The following is an 18,771-nucleotide window of genomic DNA, read 5'->3' on the forward strand; positions in this document are numbered from 1 at the left end:
AAACGATCAAGCGGTCGGGTGTTGGCGTGAACGTGTTCGACGAAATGCGGTACGACAACGCCGGCAACGAGATCCCGGATTTCGGGCTGAACAAACCGCAGTACCGTGACGCAGAAATCCTTGTCGCTGGCGACAATTTCGGCTGCGGATCGTCCCGTGAACACGCGCCTTGGGCGCTCAAGGATTTCGGCATCAAGTCGGTGATTTCGACCTCGTTTGCGGACATCTTCTACAACAACTGCTTCAAGAACGGCATTCTGCCTATCGTGCTGCCGAAAGAGGCGGTCGATGTGTTGATGAAAGACGCCGAAAAGGGCTCGAACGCGCGGATGACCGTCGATCTGGAAAACCAGACGGTCACCAGCTCTGACGGCGATGTCTTTTCTTTCGAATTGGACAGCTTCAAGAAGCATTGCCTGATGAACGGCCTCGACGACATTGGCCTGACCATGGAAAAAGCGGCTTCCATCGACAGTTTCGAAGCACAGGCCGCGCAGGCCCGCCCCTGGGTCTAAGTGCACAAGGCATGACATTCAAAAGGCCGTCCGTTCCGGGCGGCCTTTTTCGTTCGCGGTCAGGCTTTGGCGGGTGCGGATCTTTCTGCCCGGTGAAACAGTGCCACGGAAATGATGCTGACGACCACAAGCATAATTCCGAACCACCATGGGGCCCGCAGCGTTTGTGAATAGTCCGCCAACGCTCCGGCGAGGACGGGTGCGCCCATCATGGCGACGTAGTAGATCGTGAAATACACGCCCATCGCAAAGGCTCGTGATAGCGGTGGGAGTATGGTTGCGGGCATCCCAACAATGGGGCCAAAGCAAAGGCCGGACAGAAAGCCAAAGATCAGCACTGCCGCCGGAACAATTGGGATGGGCGCATACATGATCACCGGGGCGAGGACCACAAAGCTGGACAATCCAAACGTGATCACCGCATCCCTTTTTCCGGACCGGTCCGCCAGAATACCGCCGATGGGAATGGCGATGGCCAGACATAGCATAAACGCGCTGATCAGCGCGCTTGCGGTGGTCAGACCCAGCCCCCGTTCGGTCAGAAGTGCCGGTCCAAAGCTGAACACCATTGCGAGCGCGGCATTGGACAATGCCCAAGCGGTTCCGGCAAGTAGCAGCGGATAGACTGGAAAACTTGTGATTTTGACCTCGGTCACGGCTTCTGTAGCTGTGTCTGCCGGTTGATAAATCAGGACAAAAGCGATCAGCGCAACGGTGATACTGGCAAGCACGGTGATCCACGCAAGTTGCAGACCTCCGTTGGCCGAAATGATCGGCAGAGCAAACAACGCAAGCGCGATGCCGAGTGGCCATGAATTGATGAAGATCGACATCGCGGTCGAAATCTCGCGACCGACAAACCAGTCTATGACCATCTTGGTCATGACGACATTCAGTGCGACACCGCCGACCCCTGCCAACAGTCGCCCTGCAACAAGCAGACCCCACGTAGGTGCCCAGGCGATCAGAACACTGCCAAGGAACATCAGGCCCATGCTGAGGCCAACGATTCGTTTGTCGCCAAAGCGGCCCGCAATCGCGCCACCGGGAATGGCCACGACAACACCAGGAGCGAGGTACAGGCCGATCAGAAAGCCGATGTCGGCAAGGCTCAAGCCGTAGCTGTCGACAAGGAGGGGAGAGAGCGCTCCGATGGACTGGAACTGAAACCCCATTGCGGTGCGCGCCAGAAAAAGCACGGCAAGGATCGTCCAACGATTGCGCATATACGTCTCCGGCTTTTTTGGATTTAGGTCAGCACCGCCTTCATTTGTAAATGCTCATGTGGACCGAAGCGGTTTTTCGAAAGGTTTGACGCACAAGACGCCCCTACAACATGTTGTAGATACACAGGTGACTGCCACATTTCTGATCAGCCGATGATGTATTCCGGCACCAGTTATCCTGCGAAAACAATGTTTTCATGTGCAGGTGTCTTGGCTAGAGTTGAGCCGTCCCGCGAACTTGGGCAAAACTGGGGCAATAATGAGGCAGTCCGTCAATCCCGACGGCACAAATTTGGAATAAGGTCGCGGCATCGTATCGCGGCCATCCGGTTTGAAGGGAACCAGAGTGGTCAAGCGGATCATAGGATCAGCTGTGCGTGCGCTGTTGATGGCGTTCCTTGTGGTGATACCGTCATTGGTGTTGCCCGGAACCTCCAGCGATGCAGCCCAGATGGCAGCGCTTGTGGCGCTGGTTGCTGCCGTCGTCACCTTTGCCGAATATTCGAGCGAATATCCCACCTTTCTTGAGTTCCGGAACGCGCCGCCCTTCAACCGGCTGCGGTTCTTGGCGCTGTTTTTCTGCGTCTGGTTTGCCGCGCTTTTGATGGCGTCCGAAACGCACGATCCCGCCTTGCCGCCGACGTTGCTTGAAAATCTTGCATCTGGCGCGGCGTCCGTTCTGGATTTTCCCTATTCGCCGGTGCGACTCATGTCGATTGCTTTTGCGGATCTGCCTGTCTGGTTCGACGTGGCGTCTGCCACGCGGATAGCCAGCTTGTTGATGGCTGTGACGATGATCGCGCTGTTTCTCTTCTGGGTGCATGCGCGGTTCATCTTCTGGCCGATCCGCAAAATGGCGTTCAATTTCTGGATCAACCTGCCGCTTTTCGATCCGACGTCTGGGCGCGATGTGCTGTTCCGACTGAAGCGGGACGCGCATTTTAACCTCGCGTTAGGGTTTTTGCTGCCATTCCTGATCCCGGCCTTGCTGCGGATGTGGATCGGCGCGTTCGATGCCTCGATGTTGGCTTTGCCAGAGATCATGATCTGGGTGCTGTGCGCGTGGGCGTTTCTACCACTGACCTTGATGATGCGGGGGATCGCCCTGTTCCGGGTGGCCGCCCTGATCGAGGAAAAACGCCGCCGCGCCTACGCGCAGGAAGACGAATTGCAGCTGGTCTGATTTTCGCGATTTCTGCGATCCTCGCGCCAGCGCTTTCCGCGCAGGACTTGCGTGTTGCCTTGTGGCACGCGCCACTGACACGCGACGGGCCGGGAGTGCTGTTGCGCGATCTGCTCAAACAAGACGCCGCACTGGTCGCGGTCGCAGATGCCCTGTCGGATGCGGATGCCGATGTCATCGTACTCACGCGGTTCGATTATGATGCCAGTGGCACCACACTGCGCGCTTTTGCAGACCTTGTTGATGGTGGGCATACCTACATGTTGTCGCTCTGGTCGAATGCAGGCATTCCAACCTCGTACGATATGGATAGCGACGGTCGGCTGGGCGAGGCTGAAGACGCGCAGGCGTTTGGTCGTTTTCCCGGGCAAGAAGCTCTTGCTGTGCTGTCCCGGTTGCCGTTGGATTTAAACGGTTTGCAATCTTTCAACGATGTTCTTTGGCGCGATTTTCCAGGAACCTTGATGACCGATGCCGACACAGGTCGCGACGACCAACGTTTGTCCAGTGGGGGACATTGGGTTGTCCCGGTGTTTCTGTCCAGCGATGCAGGCAGCGCTTCCGTATCGCTGTTGGTCGGGCACGCCGGACCACCGGTGTTTGATGGGCCAGAGGATCGCAACGGGCGGCGCAACCGCGATGAGTTGCGGCTTTGGGAAGCCATCATTGCGGACTTGGACGGACCGTTTGTGTTCATGGCCAACACCAATCTCGATCCCGATCGTGGCGATGGCTATCGCGATGCCATGGCAGCGTTTCTTGCACTTGAACGCCTGGCGGATCCGCTGCCCCGCCAGATCACGGCCCATTGGCAGAAGCCCGGTCCGATGCGGGTGTCCTATGTTCTTCCGTCTTCGGAGTTCGGGATCAGGACCGCGCGGGTCTGGCCCGTGCGCGGAGATGAGCAGCACAGCCTGATAACGGTCGACTTGACCCTGCCCGATACGACCCTGCCTTGACCCTTTGAGCTTGCGGGTCTACGCGATGGGCAACCCTGTTGATCAAAGGAACCCATGATGAGCAACGCTTCGCTTTTGATATTGCCCGGCGACGGGATTGGCCCCGAGGTGATGGCCGAGGTGCGTAAGGTTATTGACTGGTACGGTGCCAAGCGCGACCTGACCTTCGATGTGAGCGAAGACCTTGTTGGTGGTGCCGCCTATGACAAGCATGGCACACCGCTTCATGATGACACGATGGCCAAAGCCCAAGAGGTCGATGCGGTGCTGTTGGGCGCGGTTGGCGGTCCGAAATACGACAATCTCGATTTCAGCGTGAAACCGGAACGCGGTCTTCTGCGTTTGCGCAAGGAAATGGATCTTTTCGCAAACCTCCGCCCGGCGCAGTGTTTCGACGCCCTTGCCGACTTTTCGTCTTTGAAGAAGGACGTTGTCGCTGGTCTCGACATCATGATCGTGCGCGAACTGACCTCTGGAATCTACTTCGGCGAGCCGCGTGGTATCTTTGAAGAGGGCAATGAGCGCGTTGGCATCAACACCCAGCGCTATACCGAGAGCGAGATTGACCGCGTGGCGCGTTCGGCGTTCGAACTGGCACGCCGCCGGAACAACAAGGTGTGTTCCATGGAAAAGGCCAACGTCATGGAGTCGGGCATCCTGTGGCGGGAAGTCGTGCAGAAGGTCCATGATGAGGATTACCCGGACGTAGAGCTGTCGCATATGTACGCCGACGCAGGCGCAATGCAGCTGTGTCGCTGGCCCAAGCAGTTCGACGTGATCGTGACCGACAACCTGTTCGGCGATCTGCTGTCCGACGCCGCAGCGATGCTGACCGGAAGCCTTGGTATGCTGCCTTCGGCAAGCCTTGGCTCTCCGATGGCGAACGGCCGTCCCAAGGCGCTGTACGAACCGGTACACGGCTCCGCTCCGGACATCGCCGGTCAGGGCAAAGCAAACCCGATCGCCTGTATCCTCAGCTTTGCCATGGCCCTGCGCTATTCGTTCGATCAGGGTGAAGAAGCGGCACGCCTCGAAGCCGCAATCGAGACTGTTCTTGCCAATGGCGCGCGGACGGCGGACCTGATGGGGCCGGAAGGCGGCTCGCCCATGTCCACCACTGAAATGGGTGATGCCATCATCGCGGCACTTGACGCGAGTCTCTAACCAAAGAAAGGGCCAGCTATGTCTTCGAACGTCAAAGGCGCATTGCTGGCCCTGGTCGCCTTTGGGCTCTATTCGACGCATGACGTGTTCATCAAGATCCTTGGGGCGACCTATTCGCCGATCCAGATCGTGTTCTTCAGCGTCCTGCTGAGCTTTCCTCTCGCCACCCTCATGCTGATGCGCGATGCCACTCCGGGCACACTAGTCCCGGTGCATCCCTGGTGGATGGCTGTGCGCACAGTAGCGGCCGTCATCACGGGGATCTCGGCTTTTTACGCGTTCTCGGTCCTGCCGCTGACGCAGACCTACGCGATTCTCTTTGCGACCCCGCTCATCATCACGGTCCTGTCGATCCCGATACTTGGCGAAACAGTGCGTTTGCGGCGCTGGATGGCGGTGATCGTCGGCCTGATCGGTGTTATGGTCGTGCTCCGACCCGGATCGACCGAGCTGACACTTGGTCACGCAGCAGCGATCCTTGCGGCCTTTGGGGGTGCCTTCGCGTCGATCGTCGTCCGCAAGATCGGAGCGGAAGAGCGGACTGTCGTGATGCTTCTCTACCCGATGGTTGCCAACTTCGTTGTGACAGGCCTTGCGCTGGCTTTTGTATATAAGCCGATGCCGATCGAACATCTCGGCATGCTCGCGGTGATTTCCATCATGGCCTGGATGGCTGGACGTATCATCATCGCTGCCTATCGGACTGGTGAAGCGGCGATTGTCGCACCGATGCAATATTCCCAGATCCTTTGGGCCACCGGATTCGGCCTGCTGTTTTTCGGCGAAACAACGGATGCCTACACTGCAGCAGGTGCCACGATCATCATCGCGTCCGGCATCTACATCGTGTTCCGCGAAAGCAGAGGCGGAACGTCGAAAACAACGCCGGTTCTGCGGACGCGCACGCGGTTTGCCACGCCATCCATGCCCCGTCTGAGCGACATGATGCGTTCCGGTCGCTACCGGGATGAGCCTATGAGCTCGGGTGGCCGAGACTAGGGTCGCATTCCGCAAAAATCACATGTGGTTTTGCCAAATCAAGGCTTGTCAAATCCGTACGCGGGCAGTAGTTCCCCGTGCACGGTCGGGCTGTAGCGCAGCCTGGTAGCGCACCTGCTTCGGGAGCAGGGGGTCGGAGGTTCGAATCCTCTCAGCCCGACCAGTATCCAAGACATCCGCGTTTCAGACGGTTTTGGCCGCCTTGAGCCCACCATTGGCAAACGCTGGCACATAGGCGCCAAGCTCAAGCGCCTTCTCCGGGTTCGATGCATTGCCATCGAGCGCACGGCGTTTCACCCCCTGAAGGATCGCAGCCATCCGGAAATAGGTGAAAGCCAGATAGAAGCCGAACCGGTCGATGCCCGGCAGGCCCATGCGCCGACAATACGCCTCGACGAAAGCGTGATCCTCGGGAATGCCCAGCTGATTACGATCGACACCGGCAAGTCCACGTCCCACATCGCCGGGCGGCAAGCCCCACTGCATGATGACAGCGGCCAGGTCTGCGTATGGATGGCCAAGTGTGGACAACTCCCAATCAAGGACCGCGACACAGGTAGGGCGATCCGGTGCGAACAGCAGGTTATCAATGCGGTAATCGCCATGCACCAGCGTCACGCGACCGTCATCCTCGGGCAGGTTGTCTGCAAGCCAGTCGATCAGCGCGTCCATCTCCGGCAACGCCTCGGTCTCGGTGGCGCGGTATTGCTTCGTCCAGCGATCAATCTGTCTCTGGTAGTAATTGCCGTGAGGGCCGTAGTCGTTCAGCCCGGTTGCGGACAAATCGACTGAATGGATCGCTGCCAGAACGCGGTTCATATCGTCAAAGATCGCCGATCTGTCCGGGGCCGAGACATCGGGAAGGCGTGGATCAACAAAGCTGCGACCCTGAACAAGATCCATGACATAGAACATCGACCCGATCACCGACTCGTCTTCGCACAGCGCGTGCATCCGCGCGACGGGCACGTAGGTCCCTGCCAAGGCGCTCTGGACCCGGAATTCGCGGTCGACCGCATGCGCAGATTTCAAAAGCTGCCCCGGCGGTTTGCGTCGCAGCACATAAGCCCCCGACGCTGCGGTCAGCTTGAACGTCGGATTCGATTGACCGGTTGCGAATTTCTCAACCGAGATGGGCCCGCGAAAGCCGGGGACATGCGCCGCCATCCATGTCCCGACAGCGTCGATGTCGAAAAGCGCGCTCATCCGTTGGTGTATTTGCGCAGCTCGGCGCGGGCGACCTGACGGCGGTGTACGGCGTCGGGACCATCGGCGAACCGAAGCGTGCGCAGGTGCGTCCACATCCGCCAGAGCGGCGTGTCTTGGCTGATGCCGCTGCCGCCATAAAGCTGCATCGCCTCGTCCACCACCTTGAGCGACACGAGTGGGGCCACCACCTTGATCTGGCTGATCCACGGTTGTGCCGCGCGCGTCCCTTGCGTGTCCATCATCCAGGCCGCCTTGAGGCAGAGCAACCGCGCCTGTTCAATCTCCATCCGCGCGTTGGCGATGATATCGTAATTGGCCCCCAGTTCGACCAGTGGCTTGCCAAACGCTTCGCGGTGCAGCCCGCGCCGACACATCAGTTCCAGCGCTTTTTCGGCCAGCCCGATGGACCGCATGCAATGGTGAATGCGCCCCGGTCCAAGTCGCCCTTGCGCCACTTCGAACCCGCGCCCTGCGCCCAGTACGATATTCCTGGCAGGCACGCGGACATCCGTGAACCGCAGATGCATATGGCCATGCGGCGCGTCGTCCTGTCCAAACACATGCATCGGGCGCAGCACCTCGATGCCCGGAATGTCGGGGTCCATCACGAACATCGTGTGTCGGTTGTGTTTGGCCGCATCGGGAGCGGTGCAGGCCATGAGGATGTATAACCCACACCGGGGGTCCCCTGCGCCAGAGATCCAGTATTTTTCGCCGTTCAGGACCCAGTCATCGCCGTCGCGCTTTGCTTCGAATGCAAGCTGAGCAGCATCGGAGGAGGCCACGTCGGGTTCGGTCATCACATAGGCCGACCGGATTTCACCGTCGAGCAACCGCGTCAGCCAGCGATCTTTCATCCATTGGTCGCCGTAACGTTCCAACACTTCCATGTTGCCGGTATCGGGGGCCGAGCAGTTGAACACTTCGGCAGCAAGGTGAACCTTGCCCATCTCTTCAGCCAGATAGGCATATTCAACCGTGGTCAGCCCGTGACCCTTGTCGCTGTCGGTGAGCCAGAAGTTCCACAGCCCGCGCTCTTTGGCCTTGTTCTTGAGGCCATTCAGGATCTCAAGCTGGCGGTCCGTATGCTGAAAACGGTCGCCTGAAGCGTGCTTGCCGACCTCCGCATGAAACTCATGATCCAGCGGCGCGATCTCGGTGTCCACCATCTCGCGCACTTGAGTCACAAGCGCACGCACGCGATCCGTCATTCCCAGGTCCATGGTGTCTCGCTCTCCCTACGTGACAAGTATTCGGACATTAGAAGCACTTGCCCCGGACGACCAGTGCTGACGGTTAGTGTCTTCTCTGGTTCTAAAATACTTCGGGGGTCTGGGGGCAGAGCCCCCAGTCAGTCGGATTGGCAAAGCCAATTCGAAATCACTCAGAAGTCCAGGTTCTCGACGCTCAGTGCGTTCTGTTGGATGAACTCACGACGCGGTTCGACAACATCGCCCATCAACTTGGTGAACAGATCGTCCGCCTCTGTCATGTCATCGACCTTGACCTGCAGAAGCGTGCGCGCGTCCGGGTCCAGCGTGGTTTCCCAAAGCTGGTCGGGGTTCATTTCGCCCAGACCCTTGTAGCGCTGCAGAGTCAGACCCTTCTCGCCTTCTTCAAGGATCGCATTCAGAAGGTCGAGCGGGCCGTGGATCCACTGTTTGCGGTCCTTGCGAACCAGTTGTGCTGGCTTGTCGTAGACCGCTTGCAGGCTTTCGGTAAAGCTGCCGGTCTTTCGCGCCTCGCCGGAGCGGAGCATCGGGCCGTCCAGCGTGCGCACTTCTTCGACGCCCCGCAGGATACGGGCCAGACGGAAGCCGCGATCCTGCGTGATCCGTCCTTGCCAGCCGCGCTCGTATTCCAGTGCAATCAGGTCCAGACGCGCCGCGACCTTGTCGGCCACCGCTTGCAGGTTGGCATCAACCGCGCCAGGAACGAACGCGCCAGCAATGGCGGATTGCTCAAGAATATGTCGTGGGTAATGCGTCGGGAAGGCATCCAGAACGCGTTTGAGTTGCCGCGCTTCTTCGACCACGCGCACAAGATCCTGCCCGAGGATCGTTTCGCCATTGCCCTGCAAAAGTTGTGCGCCGTCGGTGCCTTGCTGGATCAGGTAGTCTTCCATCGCAGCCTGATCCTTGAGATAGACCTCGGATTTGCCGCGCATGACTTTGTAAAGCGGCGGCTGAGCGATGTAGAGATACCCGCCTTCAATCAATTCGGGCATCTGGCGGTAGAAGAACGTGAGTAGCAGCGTACGGATGTGCGCGCCATCCACATCGGCGTCAGTCATGATAACGATCTTGTGGTAGCGCAGTTTCGAGATGTTGAATTCATCCCGTCCGATCCCGGTTCCCAGCGCCATCACGAGGTTGCCGATTTCCTGACTGCCCAGCATCCGGTCAAACCGGGCGCGTTCGACGTTCAGGATCTTACCCTTGAGTGGCAGAATGGCCTGAGTGCGGCGGTCACGGCCTGTTTGGGCCGATCCCCCCGCGCTGTCACCCTCGACGAGGAAGAGTTCGGTTTGCGACGGGTCTTTCTCTGAACAATCCTTGAGCTTGCCCGCAAGGAAGTTCACGTCCATCGCGGTTTTGCGTCGGGTCAGTTCGCGGGCTTTGCGCGCGGCTTCACGGGCCAGAGCGGCCTCGACGATCTTACCCACGATGCGCTTTGCATCGTTCGGGTTTTCCTCGAACCATTCCGCCAGCTTTTCGTTCACAAGGCTTTCGACGGCGGGACGGACTTCGGACGAGACCAGCTTGTCTTTTGTCTGGCTCGAGAATTTCGGGTCCGGCACTTTGACCGACAATACGCAAGTCAGGCCTTCGCGGGCATCGTCGCCGGTGAAGTTGACCTTTTCCTTTTTCGCAATGCCCGACGATTGCGCGTAGTTGTTGATCGTCCGCGTCAGCGCACCGCGGAAGCCCGCCATATGTGTGCCGCCATCGCGTTGCGGGATGTTGTTCGTGAAGGGCAGCACGGTTTCGTGGTAGCTGTCGTTCCACCACATCGCCACTTCGACGCCAATTCCGTCGCGGTCCCCGACCATGAAGATCGGTTCGGACATGACCGGGGCTTTGGAGCGGTCGAGGTATTTGACGAATTCCCGGACACCGCCTTCGTAAAACAGTTCGGACTTCAGAGACTCGGCCGGGCGTTCATCCTCAAGAATGATCCGCACGCCGGAATTCAGGAACGCCAGTTCGCGCAGGCGTTTCTCCAGCGTGTGGAAATCGTAGTCGAGGTTCGAAAAGGTCGTGGTCGACGCAAGAAAGCGTACCTCGGTTCCCTTGTTGCCATTGGCGTCGCCGACAACCTCGAGGTGCTTGACGGTATCGCCGCGTTCGAAGCGCGCGATATGTTCCTTGCCATTGCGCCAGACACGCAGTTCCAGCCAATCGGACAGGGCGTTCACCACCGACACACCCACACCGTGCAGACCGCCGGACACCTTGTAAGAGTTCTGGTCGAATTTGCCGCCAGCGTGCAGCTGGGTCATGATAACCTCGGCCGCCGACACGCCTTCGCCTTCGTGAATATCGACGGGAATCCCGCGCCCGTTATCCCGGACGGAAACGCTGTTGTCGGCGTGGATTTTCACCTGAACGAAGTCGGCGTGACCGGCCAGAGCCTCGTCAATCCCGTTGTCCACGACCTCATACACCATATGGTGCAGGCCCGAGCCGTCATCCGTGTCGCCGATATACATGCCCGGACGTTTGCGGACAGCTTCCAAGCCTTTGAGAACCTTGATGGAATCCGCGCCGTATTCTTCCGGTGCCTGTGCGGGGTCTGCCATGTATTTACCCTTCGTTTTTCTGCCGTTTTTATACGCCAAACCCAGAGGATTGTCACGCGACTGACACAAGATTTAGCGGTTGGTTGTTTTGTTGGGCGGACAGATTGTCAGGGTGCGGGGCATGGCGTCACGACGGTGCCGCTTTGGGCTTCTGTGACCTCGAAATACTGTGCACGATCACCCAATTCGCTGAAGAGTTCCGGCCCGGTTCCCGTCATCCAGGCTTGTGCGCCCAAAGCGCAGATCTCGTCATAGAGTGCCGCGCGCCGTCCCGCATCAAGATGGGCTGCCACCTCGTCCAGCAAGACAATCGGCGGTGCACCAAAGTCTTCGACCAAAGCGCGCGCGTTGGACAGCACGAGCGAGATCAGCAGGGCTTTCTGTTCTCCGGTCGAGCTGTCCGCGGCAGGCACGCCTTTTGCTGCAAACACACCATAGAGGTCGGCACGATGCGGGCCGACCAATGTGCGGCCGGCTGCGAGATCGCGAAAGCGGCTTTCCTCGAAGGCTGCGCGAAGGTCTGCTTCGGTCTCTGGCATCTCGCCTTCCGTCTGGATCAGGTCGAGTTGGGCCGCTGGAAATTGCGTGCTGGCCTGATCCTGCGCACTGGCGATCCTGTCCAAGGTCCGCACCCGGTTGGCATGAATGGCGGCACCCGTCTGCGCCATCTGCGCCTCAAGCGCCTTGTACCACATCGGATCCCGCACCTGATCCTTGAGAAGCCTGTTCCGTTCCCGCATCGCTTTTTCGTAGGTGAGCGAAGCATCGCCGTGATCTGGGAAAAAGCTGAGCGTCATGCGATCAAGGAACCGTCTGCGGCCTTCAGCTCCTTCAATCCACAATCTGTCCATTGACGGCAGCAACCACAAGAGCCGCACCAATTCCCCAAGCCGGGATTGTGGGGAGGGTTTGTCGTTGATTCTGACCTGACGGGGCGTGCCCTGTTCTGACTGAAAGGCAATGTCCTGAAGCCCCTCGGGCGTCTGAACCAAACCGCTCACCTTCCAACCCAACCCTTCCGGCCGACGCGTCATATCCTCGGCCGACGCACGCCGCATCCCGCGTCCGGGCGAAAACAAAGATACAGCCTCGATCAGGTTGGTCTTGCCTGCGCCGTTTGGCCCGAACAGCACAACAGGCCGCGCGTCGGGTTCAATCGACACATGCAGGTGAGAGCGGAAATGCGACAGTGTGAGGCGGTTGATATGAAGCGGCAACAGCGCCCCCGTTTACAGGTGCGGCGTCGTCACACCCGCATCGGCATGACAACGTAGACTGCGCTGGTGTCGTTCCCTTCGCGCATCAGGGTCGGATCACCCGCCGAGTTGAACATGAACACGGCGTTTTCGCGGTCCACCTGGCTGGCGATCTCCAGGAGATATTTCGCGTTGAAGCCGATCTCGAGCCGGTCATCGCCATAGGCCACGGCCAGCTCTTCCTCGGCGGCACCGCTGTCGGGTGCGTTGACCGAGAGGATCAGGCGATCCTCGTCCAACTGCAGCTTTACCGCCCGAGAGCGTTCGGATGACACTGTGGCGACACGATCCACCGCCTTGGCGAACTCGGCAGCGTCAACCTCTAGCCGACGGGTGTTGCCCTGCGGAATGACGCGCGTGTAGTCAGGGAACGTGCCGTCGATCACTTTGGAGGTGAGGGTGATGTCGGGTGTCGCAAATCGCACCTTGGTTTCCGACACGGACACGGCAATCTGCATGTCGTCATCTTCAAGCAGCTTGCGCATCTCACCTACGGTCTTGCGCGGCACGATCACGCCCGGCATGTCCGACGCGCCGTTCGGCAAAGGCGCATCGATCCGAGCAAGACGATGGCCATCAGTGGCGACACAGCGCAGAACCTTGCAGCCGTCACCATCGGCGACATGCATGTAGACGCCGTTGAGATAGTAGCGGGTTTCCTCGGTAGAGATTGCGAATTTCGATTTGTCGAAGAGGCGACGCAGAACCGGAGCCGGGGCCGAGAAGTTCGCGCTGTATTCAGACGATGCCATCACCGGGAAGTCTTCTTTCGGCAGCGTCGCGAGCGAGAAATTCGAACGACCTGCTTCGACAGTCAGGCGACCGGACGCGCTGTCTTCGGTAAGCGATACCAATGCACCGTCCGGCAGCTTACGGACAATTTCGTGCAGCGTGACGGCGGACACAGTCGTTGCGCCCGCGCGTTCAACCTGGGCCACGGCGCGGTCGACCACTTCGATATCGAGGTCGGTTGCGCGGAACTGAACCGTGTCACCTTCGGCTTCGATCAGGACGTTGGCAAGAATTGGAATGGTGTTGCGCCGTTCGACAACGGATTGCGCCTGCGACACCGCCTTGAGCAGCGTTCCGCGTTCCATGCTGAATTTCATGCGTTCATCCCCCGACTGGCCGGACGCTGACAGTAACCCGCTTCAGGGTTGCTCTCCAAGCCCTTGTTTTGCAATTTCTTGGCCGGATTGCGCGCAGGGTCAAGGGCAGGCGTGCAGTAAGACACGCAACCGCCCTGTCTGTTGTGTCTGGGACTCAGGCCTCGAGTGATCGACGCAGCAATTCCACGTCTTCAGCGATCTGAGCGTCCTGTCTCTTGAGCTCTTCGATCCGGCGGACACCATGCATCACAGTGGTGTGGTCGCGCCCCCCGAAGTGCCGGCCGATTTCGGGGAGCGACCGTGTGGTCAACTGTTTGCACAGATACATCGCGATCTGACGTGGACGGGCAAAGGTGCGAACCCGCTTGGGACCGACCAAGTCGGAGTGGCGGATGAGGTAGTGATCGGCAACTTTGCGCTGAATCTCTTCGATCGAGACTTTGCGTTCGGACACGCGAAGGATGTCGGTCAGGCATTCCTGCGTCAGATCCATAGAAATCGGTTTCCCGACCAGTGATGCAAACGCAAACAGACGGGTCAGTGCGCCTTCCAGAATACGGACATTGCTGACGATGCGCGCGGCAAGGAATTCCAGAATACCACGTTCTACCTCGAGACCGGGATAAATGCGGGCATACATTTCGGATTTCGACTGAAGAATGCCGAGGCGCAGTTCGTAATCCGTTGGATGCAGATCGACGACAAGTCCGCTTTGAAGGCGCGACCGAATACGATTCTCGAGATCCTTGATCTCGTCCGGTGCGCGGTCTGCCGAAATGATGATCTGTTTGTGCTGATCCACCAGGGCGTTGAACGTGTGGAAGAACTCTTCCTGCGTGCTGTCCTTGCCCGCGATGAACTGAACGTCGTCCACCATCAGAACATCGACGGACCGGAACAGCGATTTGAAGTCCATCATCTTGCGGTCGCGCAGCGCCTGCACAAACCGATACATGAACTGTTCGGCGGACAGGTTCAGAACATTCAGATGCGGATGGCGTGTGCGCAGCTCCCACGCGATGGCGTGCATGAGGTGCGTTTTACCAAGACCGACGCCACCGTAAAGGAACAGCGGATTGAACGTGACGGGGCCACCTTCGGCAACGCGCCGGGCTGCGGCATGTGCCAATTCGTTGGGTTTGCCGACGACGAACGAGTCAAAGGTGAACCGCTTGTCGAGCGGGGATCCGTTCAGGTTATCAAGCGACGAAGCCGGTTTTGTTTGAACCGATGGCGACGCAATGGGTTCGACGTCCTGTTCAGCTCCAGCAAGTCGGTTCGTCGCTTCTTGAGACGCTGTGACCGTGTCGAAAACAATCCGTCGAACCGATGGGTTCACACGCGTGATCTTGGACAGAAGAAGGTCACCGTAGTTCTGCGAGACGTAATTGCCAAAGAAGTTCGTAGGAACGTTGAAGCGAGCGAAACCGTCGTCAGTGCCTATAAATGCCAGTGGTTGGATCCAGCTTTGGAAGCTGTTGGCCCCCAATGTTTGATGCAGCTCATCTCGAATTGATCCCCACTGGTCTTGCGTCATTTGTCCCTGTTCCACATTCTGCACGTGCTGCCGCACATACGGTTCCCCATTTGGAAGGCACTTTCATGGCTTCCTCGAGTCACAATTTGGGGAAAGACGGTCATCAGCGTCCGGGCTTGTCCAGACGACGACAGCAACAGGGCGCGAAACACTTGGCAACAAAGTCCGCATTAGCCCATACATCTTTTTGGATCAGGCAGCTGATCTTTTATCATTTATTCCGTCAGGCCAAAATCGAGATATTTGAGGTCTCGATTCTGAATTAACGGAGCCTGTCCCCCCCAGTGCGACGTGACTCGCATTGCTTGTTTATATGGGTCGAACGAGGTCCATCAACTGAACTTCGTTGTTGACTCAGGCAAAGCTGAAAAAGAATCTCCGACCGGTGCAAAGCTGCGCAGGCGACGCAAAAAAACGCCGCCTCGGTTGAAGCGGCGTCTTGATTTTCAAAAGCTGATTTGACAGCCGACGATTCTCAGCCAAGCGCTTTGACGCGCGCTGCAAGGCGCGACACTTTGCGGGAAGCGGTGTTCTTGTGGTACACGCCTTTGGTCACGCCGCGCATGATTTCAGGCTGTGCTGCGCGGAGCGCCGTTGTTGCGGCTTCTTTGTCGCCAGAGGCAATTGCCTCTTCGACTTTGCGCAGGAATGTACGGATGCGCGAGCGTCGCGCCTTGTTGACGGCGAAGCGCTTGTCGTTCTGCTTTGCGCGCTTCTTTGCCTGGGGCGAATTTGCCATGTTATCTATCCTGGTTCGTTTCGTTCAATCGGGTTGCATATGACAGCACGCCCGGAACCATCGACCGGATCGAATCTTGCCTAGCGGGCATCACACGCATATATCGGGGGCGTATAGCGCCAGATATCCGTTATGAAAAGGCCTCTTTTCGCGCTTATCTGTCGCGGAACTGGGCCGTGCGCTTTTCAAGGAAGGCTGCCATGCCCTCTTTCTGGTCTTCCGTCGCAAAAAGCGAGTGGAACAGCCGACGTTCGACCAAAAGCCCTTCGCTGAGTGTGGTCTCGTATGCACGATTGACCGCTTCCTTGACTGCAAAGGTCGCCAGCATGGATTTTTCAGCGATCTTGGCGGCAGCGGATTGCGCCTCTTCCATAAGGGATTTCGCCGGAACGACACGGCTCACAAGGCCTGCGCGTTCCGCTTCTTCTGCGTCCATGAAGCGACCGGTCAGGTGCATGTCCATGGATTTGGACTTGCCGACAAAGCGGGTCAGTCGCTGTGTGCCGCCAATCCCTGCGACGACCCCGAGGTTGATTTCGGGTTGGCCGAACTTGGCGGTATCCGACGCAATGATGAAATCGCACATCATGGCCAGTTCGCATCCACCGCCCAGCGCGTAGCCGGACACAGCCGCAATGATCGGTTTCCGAACCCTGCAGACGGCCTGTGATTCTGATCCGAAGAAGTCGGACATGAACATCTCGACAAAGGTCTTTTCGGACATCTCCTTGATGTCGGCACCTGCGGCAAAGGCCTTGGCGGACCCGGTCAGGATGATGCACCGAACCTTTTCGTTGGAATCGGCATCTTCAAGGGCACTTGCCAGCTCGGACAACAACTGGCTGTTCAGCGCATTGAGCGCATCGGGCCGATTGAGTTTGATGGTGGCAACGTGATCTTCGATTTCGACGATGATCGTCTCATAAGCCATGAGTGAGGGCTCCGTTCGGTGATCTCAGGCGTGCAGCCTTACGCATATGATCAGGACCGTTCAAGTTATCTTTGACATGTCGGACAATAGAAGGTGGAGCGCCCAGATTGCACGATCCTGCGGATTGTCGAGGTACATCCTTCGCTGCGGCAAGGTTCCCCTTCGCGCCCATAAACGTCAAAGCTGTGTTGAAAATATCCAAGTTCTCCATCGGCTTGGCGGAAGTCGCGCAACGAAGACCCACCGGCTTCGATGGCATCGGACAGCACGCCCCGGATGACCGGGACAAGTCCGGAAATACGTGCTTTGGATACTTTTCGGGCTGCTCGTGTGGGGTGAATTTTTGATCGGAAGAGGGCTTCGCACACGTAGATATTGCCCAATCCGGCAACTGTCTTCTGGTCAAGAAGTGCGGATTTCATGGGCGTGTTCCGGTGTGCAAGCGCGCCGACGAGGTAAGTTTCGTCAAAGCTGTTGCCCAAAGGTTCGGGACCAATAGATGCCAGCAAAGGGTGCGATTCTCCGGCCTCGGTGGGGAACAGGTCCATCGCCCCGAACCGGCGTGGATCGTTGAACGTGATGCGTGCGCCGTTTTCCATGTGCAGCACGACATGGTCATGCTTTTCCGGCGCGGGGTGGTTGTGCACGAATTGACCCAACGGGTCGCCAGACACCAGCATCCGCCCTGACATCCCCAGATGGATCAGCGCGGTTTCCCCGCTGTCCAGATCGCCGAGGATGTATTTTGACCGCCGCCGCAACCGCAGCACGCGCTTGCCTGTCAGCCGCTCGGCCATGTTTTCCGGAAACGGCCAGCGCAAATCGGGCCGGTTGACCTCTGCCCGTGTGATGACAAACCCCTCCATCGCGGGTGCTAGCCCGCGTCGTACCGTCTCAACCTCTGGCAATTCGGGCATTTGCGCTGTCCTGTCTGATGTCGTCGCATTGTAACGCCGTGCGGGCGCTCTATAAGAAAGTCTGGCACGGGAAACGACAAGGCTTATGGCGGACGAAAATCAAACCACCACGCATTTTGGCTTTCAGGACGTTCCTGAGAACGAAAAGGCAGGTCGCGTTCAGGGCGTGTTCAGCTCTGTCGCGTCGAAATACGATGTCATGAATGACGCCATGTCGTTTGGGATCCACCGTATCTGGAAAGATGCGATGATGGATTGGCTTGCCCCGCGACCTGGCCAGAAGCTGCTGGATGTGGCTGGAGGCACCGGGGACATCTCCTTCCGGTTTCTGAAGCGCGCTGGGCGCGGGCATGCGACGGTTCTCGACCTGACCGAACCGATGTTGATCGAAGGCCGCAAGCGCGCCGAAGCGAATGCGATGAGCGACAGTCTTGATTGGGTTGTCGGTGATGCGATGCATCTGCCCTTCGACGACAACACTTTCGACGTCTACACAATTTCATTCGGCATCCGGAACGTGACCCGGCCGCAGGAAGCGCTGAACGAGGCGTTCCGCGTTCTGCGCCCCGGTGGGCGGTTGATGGTGCTGGAGTTCAGCCAGATCCCGAACGAGTTGATGCAGAAGGTCTATGATCTCTATTCTTTCAACATCATCCCGCGATTGGGGCAAGTGATCGCCAATGACCGTGATAGCTACCAGTACCTTGTCGAATCGATCCGCAAGTTCCCGGATCAGGACACGTTCCTTGGCATGGTGCGGCAGGCGGGGTTCGAAAACGCCAAGTACCGCAATCTGAGCATGGGCATCGCGTGCCTGCATTCGGGCTGGAAAATCTGACGTGAGAGGCCCGCACAACATCCTGCGCCTGATCCGTACGGGCGCGACGTTGGAACGTACGGGTGCGATGGGTGTCGTGCTTGACGCCTTTGACGCGCCCAAGCCTCTGCGCGTGGCCGCACGGTTGTTGGGATGGCCGTTCAAATGGCTTGGCTATTCCGGTGATCCTTCAATGCCACCCGCACCCCGCGCCCTGACGGCGCTAGGCCCGGCCTACATCAAGTTCGGACAGGTTCTCAGCACACGGCCTGACGTGGTCGGTGATGACATGGCCAAGCAGTTGCGAGTTCTGCAGGACAAGCTGCCGCCGTTTTCCGTCGCCGAGGCCAAAGCTATGGTCGAATCCGAGCTGGGTATTTCCGTCGATACGCTGTTCACGGAATTCAG

Annotated in this window: 16 protein-coding genes, 1 tRNA gene and 1 pseudogene; 8 read left to right on the forward strand and 10 right to left on the reverse strand. The window is 58.5% G+C overall.

Annotated features, from left to right (window positions below):
• The coding region (leuD, locus tag JJ869_RS14975; RefSeq protein ID WP_292268286.1) for a 3-isopropylmalate dehydratase small subunit at positions 1-515 on the forward strand (515 nt) is incomplete at its 5' end.
• A 59-nt stretch (positions 516-574) separates the two neighbouring features.
• Here the strand turns inward: leuD and JJ869_RS14980 are convergent.
• A complete protein-coding gene (locus JJ869_RS14980) occupies positions 575-1,741 on the reverse strand; it encodes an MFS transporter (protein ID WP_292268287.1) in 1,167 nt (388 codons plus the stop codon).
• A 373-nt stretch (positions 1,742-2,114) separates the two neighbouring features.
• Between JJ869_RS14980 and JJ869_RS14985 the strand changes: the two genes are divergently transcribed.
• The 5 genes from JJ869_RS14985 (at position 2,115) to JJ869_RS15005 (ending at position 6,209) form a co-directional block, all read left to right on the forward strand.
• Positions 2,115-2,924 carry a hypothetical protein gene (locus tag JJ869_RS14985; protein WP_292268289.1) on the forward strand — a complete coding sequence of 270 codons (810 nt, stop codon included), beginning with the start codon at positions 2,115-2,117 and terminating at the stop codon, positions 2,922-2,924.
• Positions 2,925-2,983: 59 nt separating this feature from the next.
• Complete coding sequence (locus tag JJ869_RS14990; protein WP_292268291.1) at positions 2,984-3,883, forward strand: endonuclease/exonuclease/phosphatase family protein; 900 nt, start codon at positions 2,984-2,986, stop codon at positions 3,881-3,883.
• Between the two features lie 57 nt (positions 3,884-3,940).
• Positions 3,941-5,047 carry a 3-isopropylmalate dehydrogenase gene (gene leuB / locus JJ869_RS14995; RefSeq protein ID WP_292268292.1) on the forward strand — a complete coding sequence of 369 codons (1,107 nt, stop codon included), beginning with the start codon at positions 3,941-3,943 and terminating at the stop codon, positions 5,045-5,047.
• 18 nt (positions 5,048-5,065) lie between these two features.
• Positions 5,066-6,046 carry a DMT family transporter gene (locus JJ869_RS15000; protein ID WP_292268293.1) on the forward strand — a complete coding sequence of 327 codons (981 nt, stop codon included), beginning with the start codon at positions 5,066-5,068 and terminating at the stop codon, positions 6,044-6,046.
• A gap of 86 nt (positions 6,047-6,132) precedes the next feature.
• Positions 6,133-6,209, forward strand: a tRNA-Pro gene (locus JJ869_RS15005).
• Positions 6,210-6,229: 20 nt separating this feature from the next.
• On the opposite strand, the gene JJ869_RS15010 is transcribed toward JJ869_RS15005, so the two are convergent.
• The 9 genes from JJ869_RS15010 to mutM all read right to left on the reverse strand — a co-directional run bounded on the left by JJ869_RS15010 (position 6,230) and on the right by mutM (position 17,546).
• Complete coding sequence (locus tag JJ869_RS15010) at positions 6,230-7,252, reverse strand: phosphotransferase family protein (protein ID WP_292268294.1); 1,023 nt, start codon at positions 7,250-7,252, stop codon at positions 6,230-6,232.
• On the reverse strand, positions 7,249-8,478 hold the full coding sequence (locus JJ869_RS15015; protein WP_292268296.1) for an acyl-CoA dehydrogenase family protein: 1,230 nt from the start codon (positions 8,476-8,478) through the stop codon (positions 7,249-7,251). The genes JJ869_RS15010 and JJ869_RS15015 overlap by 4 nt, the downstream gene beginning before the upstream one ends.
• 161 nt (positions 8,479-8,639) lie before the next feature.
• Complete coding sequence (gene gyrB / locus JJ869_RS15020; RefSeq protein WP_292268297.1) at positions 8,640-11,057, reverse strand: DNA topoisomerase (ATP-hydrolyzing) subunit B; 2,418 nt, start codon at positions 11,055-11,057, stop codon at positions 8,640-8,642.
• 107 nt (positions 11,058-11,164) lie between these two features.
• Complete coding sequence (gene recF, locus JJ869_RS15025) at positions 11,165-12,274, reverse strand: DNA replication/repair protein RecF (protein WP_292268299.1); 1,110 nt, start codon at positions 12,272-12,274, stop codon at positions 11,165-11,167.
• 29 nt (positions 12,275-12,303) lie between these two features.
• Entirely contained in the window at positions 12,304-13,422 is a 1,119-nt protein-coding gene (dnaN, locus tag JJ869_RS15030; RefSeq protein WP_292268300.1) for a DNA polymerase III subunit beta, read from the reverse strand.
• A gap of 154 nt (positions 13,423-13,576) precedes the next feature.
• Positions 13,577-14,959 carry a chromosomal replication initiator protein DnaA gene (gene dnaA, locus JJ869_RS15035; protein WP_292268301.1) on the reverse strand — a complete coding sequence of 461 codons (1,383 nt, stop codon included), beginning with the start codon at positions 14,957-14,959 and terminating at the stop codon, positions 13,577-13,579.
• A gap of 475 nt (positions 14,960-15,434) precedes the next feature.
• Positions 15,435-15,698 (reverse strand): 30S ribosomal protein S20, encoded by a 264-nt coding sequence (gene rpsT / locus JJ869_RS15040; protein ID WP_292268302.1) that lies wholly within the window; start codon positions 15,696-15,698, stop codon positions 15,435-15,437.
• Positions 15,699-15,852: 154 nt separating this feature from the next.
• The gene (locus JJ869_RS15045) at positions 15,853-16,629 is read right to left on the reverse strand and encodes an enoyl-CoA hydratase (RefSeq protein WP_292268303.1); all 777 of its coding nucleotides are present in this window, start codon (positions 16,627-16,629) and stop codon (positions 15,853-15,855) included.
• A 65-nt stretch (positions 16,630-16,694) separates the two neighbouring features.
• Complete coding sequence (gene mutM / locus JJ869_RS15050) at positions 16,695-17,546, reverse strand: bifunctional DNA-formamidopyrimidine glycosylase/DNA-(apurinic or apyrimidinic site) lyase (protein ID WP_292268305.1); 852 nt, start codon at positions 17,544-17,546, stop codon at positions 16,695-16,697.
• 85 nt (positions 17,547-17,631) lie between these two features.
• Between mutM and ubiE the strand changes: the two genes are divergently transcribed.
• Positions 17,632-18,384, forward strand: a complete 753-nt coding sequence (gene ubiE / locus JJ869_RS15055; RefSeq protein ID WP_292268307.1) for a bifunctional demethylmenaquinone methyltransferase/2-methoxy-6-polyprenyl-1,4-benzoquinol methylase UbiE — start codon at positions 17,632-17,634, stop codon at positions 18,382-18,384.
• 1 nt (position 18,385) lies between these two features.
• Positions 18,386-18,771 (forward strand): annotated as a pseudogene (locus JJ869_RS15060) (2-polyprenylphenol 6-hydroxylase); the annotation flags it as partial.

The organism is Marivita sp., assembly GCF_017643905.1.
In the GTDB taxonomy this organism is placed as follows: Bacteria; Pseudomonadota; Alphaproteobacteria; order Rhodobacterales; family Rhodobacteraceae; genus Marivita.